The organism is Amycolatopsis rhizosphaerae (genome assembly GCF_007713715.1).
Lineage (GTDB): Bacteria > Actinomycetota > Actinomycetes > Mycobacteriales > Pseudonocardiaceae > Amycolatopsis_E > Amycolatopsis_E rhizosphaerae.
Genome location: NZ_VJWX01000256.1, coordinates 1 through 10,130, shown reverse-complemented (window position 1 = coordinate 10,130; position 10,130 = coordinate 1). Strand labels below are relative to the sequence as shown.

Annotated in this window: 10 protein-coding genes and 1 riboswitch; of the genes, 6 read left to right on the top strand and 4 right to left on the bottom strand. The window is 74.3% G+C overall.

Going from position 1 to position 10,130, the window contains the following annotated elements:
- Window positions 1-1,098, bottom strand: a 1,098-nt coding sequence (cbiE, locus tag FNH05_RS22925) for a precorrin-6y C5,15-methyltransferase (decarboxylating) subunit CbiE (protein WP_246127896.1), incomplete at its 3' end; no start/stop codon positions are given.
- Between the two features lie 42 nt (window positions 1,099-1,140).
- A riboswitch (cobalamin riboswitch) is annotated at window positions 1,141-1,208 on the top strand.
- Window positions 1,209-1,292: 84 nt separating this feature from the next.
- On the opposite strand from cbiE, the gene FNH05_RS22920 reads away from it, so the two are divergent.
- From FNH05_RS22920 to cobC, 4 genes are read left to right on the top strand one after another with little or no spacing between them, the layout of a single operon-like run.
- Window positions 1,293-3,248 (top strand): putative cobaltochelatase, encoded by a 1,956-nt coding sequence (locus tag FNH05_RS22920; protein ID WP_144590780.1) that lies wholly within the window; start codon window positions 1,293-1,295, stop codon window positions 3,246-3,248.
- 17 nt (window positions 3,249-3,265) lie between these two features.
- A complete protein-coding gene (gene cobO, locus FNH05_RS22915) occupies window positions 3,266-3,880 on the top strand; it encodes a cob(I)yrinic acid a,c-diamide adenosyltransferase (RefSeq protein ID WP_144590779.1) in 615 nt (204 codons plus the stop codon).
- On the top strand, window positions 3,874-5,211 hold the full coding sequence (locus FNH05_RS22910) for a cobyrinic acid a,c-diamide synthase CobB (RefSeq protein ID WP_144590778.1): 1,338 nt from the start codon (window positions 3,874-3,876) through the stop codon (window positions 5,209-5,211). The genes cobO and FNH05_RS22910 overlap by 7 nt, the downstream gene beginning before the upstream one ends.
- Window positions 5,201-6,232, top strand: a complete 1,032-nt coding sequence (gene cobC / locus FNH05_RS22905) for an Rv2231c family histidinol phosphate aminotransferase CobC (RefSeq protein WP_144590777.1) — start codon at window positions 5,201-5,203, stop codon at window positions 6,230-6,232. Before FNH05_RS22910 ends, cobC begins: the two co-directional genes overlap by 11 nt.
- A gap of 144 nt (window positions 6,233-6,376) precedes the next feature.
- Here cobC and FNH05_RS22900 read toward each other — a convergent pair whose 3' ends face one another.
- From FNH05_RS22900 to cobU, 3 genes are read right to left on the bottom strand one after another with little or no spacing between them, the layout of a single operon-like run.
- Window positions 6,377-7,090 (bottom strand): adenosylcobinamide-GDP ribazoletransferase, encoded by a 714-nt coding sequence (locus FNH05_RS22900; protein ID WP_144590781.1) that lies wholly within the window; start codon window positions 7,088-7,090, stop codon window positions 6,377-6,379.
- A 20-nt stretch (window positions 7,091-7,110) separates the two neighbouring features.
- A complete protein-coding gene (gene cobT, locus FNH05_RS22895) occupies window positions 7,111-8,136 on the bottom strand; it encodes a nicotinate-nucleotide--dimethylbenzimidazole phosphoribosyltransferase (protein WP_425458478.1) in 1,026 nt (341 codons plus the stop codon).
- Window positions 8,136-8,756 (bottom strand): bifunctional adenosylcobinamide kinase/adenosylcobinamide-phosphate guanylyltransferase, encoded by a 621-nt coding sequence (gene cobU, locus FNH05_RS22890; RefSeq protein ID WP_144590775.1) that lies wholly within the window; start codon window positions 8,754-8,756, stop codon window positions 8,136-8,138. The genes cobT and cobU overlap by 1 nt, the downstream gene beginning before the upstream one ends.
- A gap of 36 nt (window positions 8,757-8,792) precedes the next feature.
- Here cobU and FNH05_RS22885 point away from each other — a divergent pair, with 36 nt between their 5' ends.
- Window positions 8,793-9,722, top strand: a complete 930-nt coding sequence (locus tag FNH05_RS22885; protein ID WP_144590774.1) for a cobalamin biosynthesis protein — start codon at window positions 8,793-8,795, stop codon at window positions 9,720-9,722.
- Window positions 9,719-10,130 (top strand): nucleotide-binding protein (locus FNH05_RS22880; protein WP_144590773.1); only part of this gene is annotated, 412 nt, incomplete at its 3' end. The genes FNH05_RS22885 and FNH05_RS22880, both read left to right, overlap by 4 nt.

The window sequence follows — 10,130 nt, the reverse complement described above, 5'->3', positions numbered from 1 at the left end:
CTCCACCGCGACGCGGATCAGCTCGCCGCCCGTCTCGGCGTAGGCCTGGGCCAGGGTCTGTTCCGATTCGAGCGTCACCGCGTGCGCGACGAGGCGCCCGCCCGGGGCGAGCGCCTCCCAGCAGGGCCGCCAGGCCCGCAGGCCACCGCCGACGAACACCGCGTCGGGCCGGGGCAGGTCCGCCAGCGCGTCGGGAGCCGCACCGGTGACCACCCGGAGTTCGGGCACGCCGAGCCGTTCGGCGTTGCGTGTGATCCGCGCCGCCCGCCCGGGGTCGCGTTCGACGGCGATGGCGCGGTTGGCCGGGTGCGCCCTCGACCACTCGATCGCCACGCTGCCGGCTCCCGCACCGACGTCCCACAGCAGCTGGCCCGGCAGCGGGGCCAGCCGCGCCAGCGCCAGCGCGCGCGGATCCCGCTTGGTGAGCTGGCCGTCGTGCTCGAAGGCCTCGTCCGGCAGGCCGGGGAGCACCGGAAGCGCCGGGCCGCCCGCGCATTCGACGGCGACGATGTTCAGCGGATCGCCGACGTGGTCCCAGGTCCGGGCGAGACCTTCGACCCGGCGTTCCGCCGCGGCACCGAGCCGTTCGAGCACGATCAGCCTGCTGTCGCCGAAACCGAGTTCGGTCAGCAGACCGGCGATGCGGCCCGGGCTGTTCGCGTCGGAGCTGAGCACGAGCAGCCGCGCCCCCGGCGCGAGCGCCCGCGCGACGCGATGGACGTCACGGCCCACCACGCTGATCACTTCGGTCTCTTCGGCCGACCAGCCGAGCCGGGCACGGGCCAGCGTGACCGAAGACACCGCCGGGATGATCGTCACGTCCTGGCCGAACCGCTTCACCAGCGTGGTGCCGATCCCCGACAGCAGCGGGTCCCCGCTGGCGAGTACCCCGATCCGCCGTCCGCCGTGCCCGGCGAGCAGTTCGCCGATCGCGGGAAGCAGCGGGCTCGGCCACGGATGTTTGGGCAGGTCAAGGGGGACCAGGTCGAGCTGGCGCGCACTGCCGAACAGCACTTCGCAGTCCGCGAGTTCGTTCTTCGCCCGCTCGCCCAGCCCAGTCCAGCCCTCCGCCGGGACGCCCACCACGACAATCGTCACGAGCCCAGACGGTATGCGATGATGCCCCGGACGGTCGTCGCGGAACCCGGTGCGAACCCGGGGCGGTCCCGCCACTGTGACCGGTCGGCACGCCGACCGGGAGCCAGAGCTCCGGCGTCCGTCGCGCACCCGGTCCGGGGATGCGCTGGCCAGGATTAGCGGGCGCGGAAACCCGCTCGAGCCGGAGGAGTCGCATGCGGCCGTATCCGTTCACCGCAGTGGTCGGGATGGCCGATCTCCGGTTGACGCTGGTGCTTTCGGCGATCTCACCCGCGATCGGCGGGGTGCTCGTCCGCGGCGAGAAGGGCACCGCGAAGTCCACCATGGTGCGCGCGCTCGCCGGGTTGCTGCCGCCGGTCGAGGTGCTCGAGGGGTGCCGGTTCTCCTGCGCGCCCGGATCGCCCGATCCCGCCTGCCCCGACGGTCCGCACGCCGCGGACGCCCCGCGCACCCGTCGTCCCGCCCGGCTGGTCGAACTGCCGGTCGGCGCCGCCGAGGACCGCGTCGTCGGCTCGCTGGACCTGGAGCGAGCGCTGGCCGAGGGCGTCACCGACTACCAGCCCGGTCTGCTGGCCGCGGCGCATCGGGGCCTGCTCTACGTCGACGAGGTCAACCTCCTGCACGACCACCTGGTCGACACGCTGCTGGACGCGGCGGCGATGGGCCGCGCGACGGTGGAGCGGGAAGGGGTTTCGGTCTCCCACGCGGCCCGGTTCGTGCTGATCGGCACGATGAACCCGGAGGAGGGCGAGCTGCGACCGCAGTTGCTCGACCGGTTCGGCCTCACCGTGGAGGTGGCCTCCAGCCGCGATCCGGAACAGCGTGCCGAGGTGGTGCGGCGGCGGCTGGCCTACGAGGCGGACCCCGAGGAGTTCTCCGCGCGCTACGCCGCCTCGGATGCCGAGCTGGCGCGGGAAATCCGGGCGGCACAGGAACTGCTGCCCTCGGTCGCGCTGCCCGACGACGCGCTGCGGCAGATCGCCGAGGTGTGCGCCTCCTTCGACGTGGACGGTATGCGGGCCGACATCGTCACCGCGCGCACCGCGGTGGCGCACGCCGCCTGGTCCGGCCGCACCGAAGTGTCCACAGAGGACATCCGGGTGGCGGCGCGGCTCGCGCTGCCGCACCGGCGGCGCCGCAACCCGTTCGACGCGCCCGGAATCGACGAGGAGCAGCTCGAACAGGCCCTGCGGGACGCCGAGCCACCGGAGGACCCCGGTCCGGACGACGACGGAGGAGGATCGGGCTCGACCGCACCGTCCGGCGACGGCGGTCCGGCGCCCTCGGGAAACGGCCAGGAGGAGGGCTCCGGCGGTAACGGTTCCGGCGAGCGGCAGACCACCGGGGCCGGAAAGCCCTACCGCGCCAGGCTGTTCCAGGTCGCCGGGGTCGGCACGGGCGAGCGCGGCCGCCGGTCCAGGGCGGTCACCGAGTCCGGGCGGACGGTGGGAGTGCGGCCCCCCGGTGTGCGCGAGGGCGCGCCGCATCTGGTCGCGACGGTCCGTGCGGCCGCCCCGCACCAGCACACGCGCGGCCGCCGCGGGGCGGGACTCGTGCTGCGCAAGCAGGATCTCCGGTACGCGCTGCGGGAGGGCAACGAGGGAAACCTCGTTCTGTTCTGTGTGGACGCTTCCGGCTCGATGGGAGCCCGCGCGCGCATGCGCGAGGTGAAGGCCGCCGTGCTGTCCCTGCTGCTCGACGCCTACCAGCGCCGGGACAAGGTCGGCCTGATCACGTTCCGGGCCGCCACGGCCGAACTCGCCCTGCCGCCCACGATCAGCGTGGAGGCCGCGGCCGCCCGGCTGGAGACGCTGCCGACGGGCGGACGGACCCCGCTCGCCGAGGGCCTGCTCGAAGCGGCCAGGGTGCTGCGGGTGGAGGCGCTGCGCGATCCGCGCCGCCGTCCGCTGCTGGTGGTGGTCACCGACGGCCGGGCCACCAGCGGGCCGGAGGCGGTGCGCCGGGCGCACGCCGCGGCGGGACTGCTCGCCGGGACCACCGCCGTGGTGATGGACTGCGAAACCGGGCGGATGCGCCTTGGCCTGGCCGCCGAACTCGCCACGCACCTGGACGCCGAGCACGTGCCGCTCGGTGAGGTCGCGGCCGATTCGCTGACCACCGCTGTGAAAACCCGCCTGCGCGCGGCCTGAACCAAGGAGAGTTCCTGATGCCGCAGGGGAAACCCGAAGTCGTTCCGTCGGACGGGCTCACCACCCGCCAGCGCCGCAACCGGCCGGTGTTCGCCGTGCACACCGGTGTGATGAAGGGAAAGTCGACCGCCGCCTTCGGGATGGCGCTGCGCGCCTGGAACCAGGGCTGGTCGATCGGGGTGTTCCAGTTCGTCAAGTCCGCGAAATGGCGTGTGGGCGAGGAGTCGGCCTTCCGTGCCCTCGGTGAGCTGCACGCCTCGACCGGTCAGGGCGGGCCCGTCGAGTGGCACAAGATGGGCGAGGGCTGGAGCTGGGCCCGCAAGGCGGGTACCGAGGAGGACCACGCCGCGGCGGCCCGCGAGGGCTGGGCGGAGATCAAGCGCAGGCTTGCCGCCGAACAGCACGACTTCTACGTCCTCGACGAGTTCACCTATCCGCTCAAATGGGGCTGGATCGACGTGGACGACGTGGTCACCGCGATCGGCGAGCGTCCGGGGCGCCAGCACGTGGTGATCACCGGCCGCGACGCGCCGCCCGCGCTGATCGACGCCGCGGACCTGGTCGTGGAGATGACCAAGGTCAAGCATCCGATGGACGCGGGGCAGAAGGGGCAGCGAGGGATCGAATGGTAGCCCGGCTGGTCGTCGCCGCCCCCGGTTCCGGCCACGGCAAGACCACGGTCGCGGCCGGGCTGATGGCGGCGTTGCGGGCGCGGGGACTGGTCGTTTCGGGACACAAGGTGGGCCCCGATTTCATCGACCCGAGCTACCACGCGCTCGCCACCGGGCGCCCGCCGCGCAACCTGGATCCCTTTCTGCAGAGCGAAGATCTGCTCGTGCCGCTGTTGCTGCACGGGGCCGGCGGCGCCGGGATCGCGGTGATCGAGGGCGTGATGGGGCTGTTCGACGGGGCGCTCGGTACCGAGGGTTTCGCCTCCACCGCGCACGTGGCCCGGTTGCTGGAGGCGCCCGTCGTGCTCGTGGTGGACGCGAGCGCCGCCAGCCGCAGTGTCGCCGCCACCGTGCTCGGTTTCGCCCGCTACGACCCGCGCGTCACGCTCGCCGGGGTGATCCTCAACAAGCTCGGTTCGCAGCGGCACGAGGACGAGATCCGGGCCGCGCTGGTGCCGACCGGGATTCCGGTGCTCGGCGCGTTGCGCCGTAGCGAGGACATCCACGCACCGAGCCGGCATCTGGGCCTCGTTCCCGCCGAGGAGCGCGGCGCGGAGTCCCGGCAGTTGCTGCCGAGACTCGCGGAGTGGATCGCCGACGGGGTCGACCTGGAGGCGGTGGTGCGGGTGGCGCGCACCGCGCCACGGCTGTCCGGCACGGCCTGGCGGCCGGACGGGACCTGGACCGGGCCGCGCCGCGTGGTCGCCGCGGCCGCCGGGGAGGCCTTCACCTTCCGCTACACCGAAACCGTGGAGCTGCTCGACTCCCACGGCATCGACGTGGTCGACCTGGATCCCTTGCACGACAAGGGTTTGCCCGAGGACTGCGCCGGGCTTTACTTCGGCGGTGGCTTCCCCGAGGTGCACGCCGGAGCCCTGTCGGACAACGCCTCACTGCGCGAAGGGGTGGCCACCGCGATCCGGGGCGGTATGCCGGTGGTGGCCGAATGCGCCGGGCTGCTGTACCTGTGCCGCGAGCTCGACGGCCTGCCGATGGTGGGCGCGGTGGACGCCCTCGCCCGCATGACCAAGCGCGGCGCGCTCGGCTACCGCCGCGCCACCGCCCCACGGGACACGGTGCTCGCCCGGGCCGGTGCGCGGGTCACCGGGCACGAGTTCCACCGCACGGAAGTCCTTCCCCGGCAAGGGGAAACCCCCGCCTGGGAGTGGGACGGAACCGGCGAGGGATTCGCCTCGGCCACCCTGCACGCGTCCTATCTGCACGTCCACTGGGCCGGTCATCCCGGGCTCGCCCGTTCCTTCGCCGCCGCGGTGCACGCCCGTGGACGCTGAATACGATCTGCACCACCACGGCGACCGCGAGGTCGGGGCCGGGCTGGTGGATCTGGCGGTCAACGTGCGGCTGCCCAGGCCGCCGGACTGGCTGGTCGCCGAGCTCACCGCCAGCCTGACCGAGCTGGCCGCTTACCCGGATCCGGGCGAGGCGGCCGCCGCCGTCGCCCGGCGGCACGGACGCACGGCGGCGGAGGTGCTGGTCACCTCCGGTGCCGCCGAGGCGTTCACCCTGCTGGCCAGGGTTTTCGGCGATCGCCGCGCGGTCGTGGTGCATCCGCAGTTCACCGAACCCGAGGCGGCCCTGCGGGCCGCGGGGTACGAGGTACGCCGCGTGGTGCTGCCCGGCCCGGCGTACCGGCTCGACCCGGCGCTGGTGCCCTCCGACGCCGGACTGGTGTTCGTCGGCAACCCGACGAATCCCACCTCCGTCCTGCACCCGGCGTCCACGCTGCGGGCGCTGGCGCGGCCGGACCGGCTGCTGGTGATCGACGAAGCCTTCCTCGACGCCGTGCCGGGGGAGCCGGAATCCCTTGCCGGACAGTCACTTCCGGGACTGGTGGTGATCCGCAGCCTGACCAAGACCTGGGGCATCGCCGGTCTGCGCGCCGGGTACCTGCTGGCCGAGCCCGCCGTGGTGCGGCGGCTGGCGGCGGTGCAGCCGCCGTGGTCGGTGTCGACCCCGGCGGCGCGGGCCGTGATCGCGTGCTGCCGTCCGGCCGCGCTCGACGAGGCGCACGGACTCGCCGTCCAGGCGGAACGGGAGCGTGCGCACCTCGTCGCCGGGCTGCGCGAACTGGGCCTGGAGGTGGTGGGGGAGCCGCGGGCACCGTTCGTGCTGGTGCGCGTGCCCGGCGCCGACCGCCTTCGCCTCGCGCTGCGGGAGGCCGGGTACGCGGTGCGCCGCGGCGACACCTTCCCGGGCCTGGACCGAGACCACCTCCGCCTCGCCGTGCGCCCCGAACCCGTCACCACCGCCTTCCTGGCCACCCTGGCCACCCTGCTGCCGCAAGTGGCCTGAGGGCCGGGCAAGCCGTGAAGGGTCCCTTCACAGCCGTATCGACTGTGAAGGGACCCTTCACGGCCACCACTCACCCGACTTTGCCGGAGCCCTGGTCGTATCGGCTGTGAGGGGACCCTTCACGGCGGCGGGGAGCGCAGCCGGTCAGGCGAGGGCTAGGAGGGCGGCGGCGGTGCCCGCTTCGACGCAGGCGCCCAGCACGTCGCCGGTGATGCCGCCGAGGCGCCGCACACACCGCCACAACAGCACGCCCGCGGCCGCGTAGGCCGCCAGGACCGCCACCGGGCCGCGCCACCACGGCAGCCCGGGCGCGAGCGCCGATAGTCCCGCGGCGAGCACGAAGACCAGCGCCGCCCACCGGATCCGGACCGAGCCCGCGACGGTGGCGCCGAGCCCTTCCGGCCGCGCGGAGGGCACCCCGCGGGCGCAACTCATCGACAGCGTGCAGCGTCCCGCGATCACCCCGAGCGCCCCGGCGACCGCGCCGCCTCCGGACAAAGCTCCACATTGGACGATCAGGACCAGCACCAGCGCGGCGACCCCGGTGGGACCGGAATCCCCGCGGCGCATGACCTCCAGCGCCCGTTCCCGGTGGTAGGACGCGCCGAGGCCGTCGGCGGTGTCGGCGAGGCCGTCCAGGTGCAGGCCCCGGCTGCCCAGCGCGACCAGCCCGATCGCCAGCCCGGCGGACGCGAGGCCGGGCCAGCCGAGCAGGTGCCCGCCCGCCAGTACGAGCCACGCCGCGGCCGCGAGGGGCAGCGCGGCGAGCGGGGCGAACAGCATCGCCCCGCCCGCGACCGCGCGATCGATCGCCCGGGGCGGCGGCACCGGCACCGTGGTGAGGGTGCCGAACGCCATCCGCAGCGAATCCGCCGCCCTCACGCGAGATCGGCCAGCAGGCCCATTTCGGCGATGATCGCCCGCGCCGCCCGCAGGGTGCTCACCGCCTGAACCGCGCCGCTGCCCTCACCCAGCCGAAGGCCGAGGTCGAGGATCGGGGCCAGGCCCAGCGCCTTGAGCGCAAACGCTTGCGACGGTTCGGTGGAGCGGTGCCCCGCCAGCCACCAGCGCGCCGCGTCCGGCGCGATCTCCCTGGCCACCAGCGCCGCGGCCCCCGAGTACACGCCGTCCAGCAGCACCGGCACCCCGCGCGCCGCGCCCTGCACCAGGAAACCCGCGGTCGCCGCGGCACACGCGCTGCCCAGCGCCGTCAGCAGCGAGAACGGTTCGGCCGTGCGGCCCGCGGCCCGCGCGAGCGCCGCCTCGACCACCGCCACCTTCCGCGCGCGCCCCGCCTCGTCGACCCCGGTGCCGGTGCCGACCACGTCCTCGGCGGGAACCCCGAGCACGGCCGCGACCAGCGCCGAAGCCACCGTCGTGTTGCCGATGCCCATGTCGCCGGGGATCAGCAGGTCGGCACCGGCGTCGATCTCCGCGTCCGCGATCGCCCGCCCCGCTTCGAAAGCGCGTTCAGCCTCACCGGCTTCGAGCGCGTCCTCCACGTCGATGGCGCCGGAACCGCGCCGGATCTTGTACGCCCGCACCTCGTCCGGAACCCCGTCGAGATCGTCGTCCACCGCGATGTCGACCACCCGGACCCTGGCCCCCACCTGGCCGGCGAGCACGTTCACCCCGCTCTTGCCCGCGAGGAACACCCGCACCATCGCCGCGGTGATCTCCCTCGGGTACGCCGAAACCGCCGAGGCCCCCGCCACGCCGTGGTCCCCGGCGAACACCACCACCCGCACGTCGTCCAGCGGGCGCGGCGGCACCGTGCCGTGGGCCGCGCACAGCCAGGCGGCGAGCTCTTCCAGCCTGCCGAGCGCGCCCAGAGGCTTGACGAGCGCGTCCAGCCGGGCCAGCGCGTCCGCGTGCGCTCCGGAGTCGGGCAGCGGGATTTCGATCACAACAGGGACCTTTCGCCGAGGTGCAGGAGGTGCCCGGCCACCACGAGCTGGACGCTGTCCGACTCCGCGGCGACCCGGTTGTTGAGTGCGCCCAGCACATCACGAAAAACGCGCCCGGACACCGTTGCGGGCACCACACCCATGCCGACCTCGTTGCTGACCGCCACGATCGGCACGTGCGCGGCCGTCCACGCGGCGAGGAACTCCTCCATCCGCTCGTCGAGCCGCAGCTCCCAGCCCTCGGTCTGGTCCCAGGCGCCGACCTCGCCCAGCACGCGGCTGACCCAGGTGCCCAGGCAGTCGATCAGCAGCGGGCGGGAAGCCTTCCGCACGGTGGCAGCGAGATCGGCGGTCTCTTCCGTGCGCCAGTTCGGCGGGCGCCGAGCCCGGTGCCGCTCGATCCGCGCCGCCCACTCGGGATCGTCCGCGCTCGCCGGATAACCGGGCGCCACGTAGACGACCTCGGGATGATGGCTCATCAGGCGCTCGGCGTGGCGCGATTTCCCCGAGCGCACCCCACCGAGGATGAGCACCTTGGCGTCATCTTGCCCGTACCGGCGGAGCCGCCGGGCGGCCCCTTCGAGAGCGGCGGCGAGGCGCAGGGTCAGCTTGGTCATACCCGGCATTGTCGTGCAAGCGCTACCGTCCCGTGCGTGGTGTATGCAAGATCGTTGACAGCGCGGGGTCTCGCCGCCGGTTACCTGCTGGACCGCCTGTTCGGCGATCCGCGCCGCGGGCACCCGGTCGCGCTGTTCGGCCGGGCCGCCGAAGCGCTCCAGCGCCGCCTGTGGGCCGATTCACGGCCCCGCGGCGCCGTCTACGCGGTCGTCTGCGCCGGTGCCGCCACCGGGCTCGGGGTGGCCGCGCGGGCCGCCACCTCCCGGCGCCCGAGGGCCCGGATCGCGGTGACCGCGCTGGCCACCTGGGCCGTGCTCGGCGGCCGCGGCCTGGCCGGGGAGGGCGCGGCGATGGCGCGCCTGCTGGAATCCGGTGACCTTCCCGGCGCGCGGCACCGCCTGTCCCATCTGTGCGGCCGGGACGCGGCGAACCTGGGCACCGGCGAACTCGCCCGCGCCGCCACCGAATCGATCGCCGAAAACACCTCGGACGCCGTGGTCGCCCCGCTGTTCTGGGGTGCGGTGGCCGGTATCCCCGGCCTGCTCGGCTACCGCGCGCTCAACACGCTCGACGCGATGGTCGGGCATCGTTCACCCCGGTACGAACGGTTCGGCTGGGCCTCGGCGCGCGCGGACGATCTCGCGAACCTCCTGCCCGCACGGCTCGGCGCACTCGCCGCCGTCTGCTGCGCACCGCTGGTGGGGGGACGGCCCGGGCGCGCTTGGCGCGTCTGGCGGCGTGATGCCTCCCGGCATCCCAGCCCCAACGCGGGACAGGTCGAGGCCGCCTTCGCCGGAGCGATGGACATCCGGCTCGGCGGCGTCAACCGGTACGGCGACCGGGTCGAGGACCGGGGCACGCTCGGGGACGGCCCGGCACCGGGGCCCGCCGATCTGCGCCGCTCGGTGACCCTGTCGCGGGCGGTCGGTGCGGTCGCGCTCGCCGTGGCGGTGCTGGCCCGATGAGCGGACTGCTGATCGCCGGTACCACCTCCGACGCCGGCAAGAGCCTCGTCACCGCCGGGATCTGCCGCTGGCTGGCCCGGCAGGGCCTGCGCGTCGCCCCGTTCAAGGCGCAGAACATGTCGAACAACTCCATGGTCTGCGCCGACGGCGCCGAAATCGGGCGTGCGCAGTGGTTGCAGGCCCGTGCGGCGGGCGTGGAGCCCGAAGCGGCGATGAATCCCGTCCTGCTCAAACCGGGCAGTGACCACCGCAGTCACGTGATCGCCCTCGGCAAGCCCGCCGGGGTGCTCCAGGCGGGCGAGTACGCCACGGGGCGGGCCGGACTGGCGCAACTCGCGTTCGACACCTACGCCGAGCTGAGCGGCCGGTTCGACCTGGTCGTGTGCGAGGGGGCGCGCAGTCCGGCGG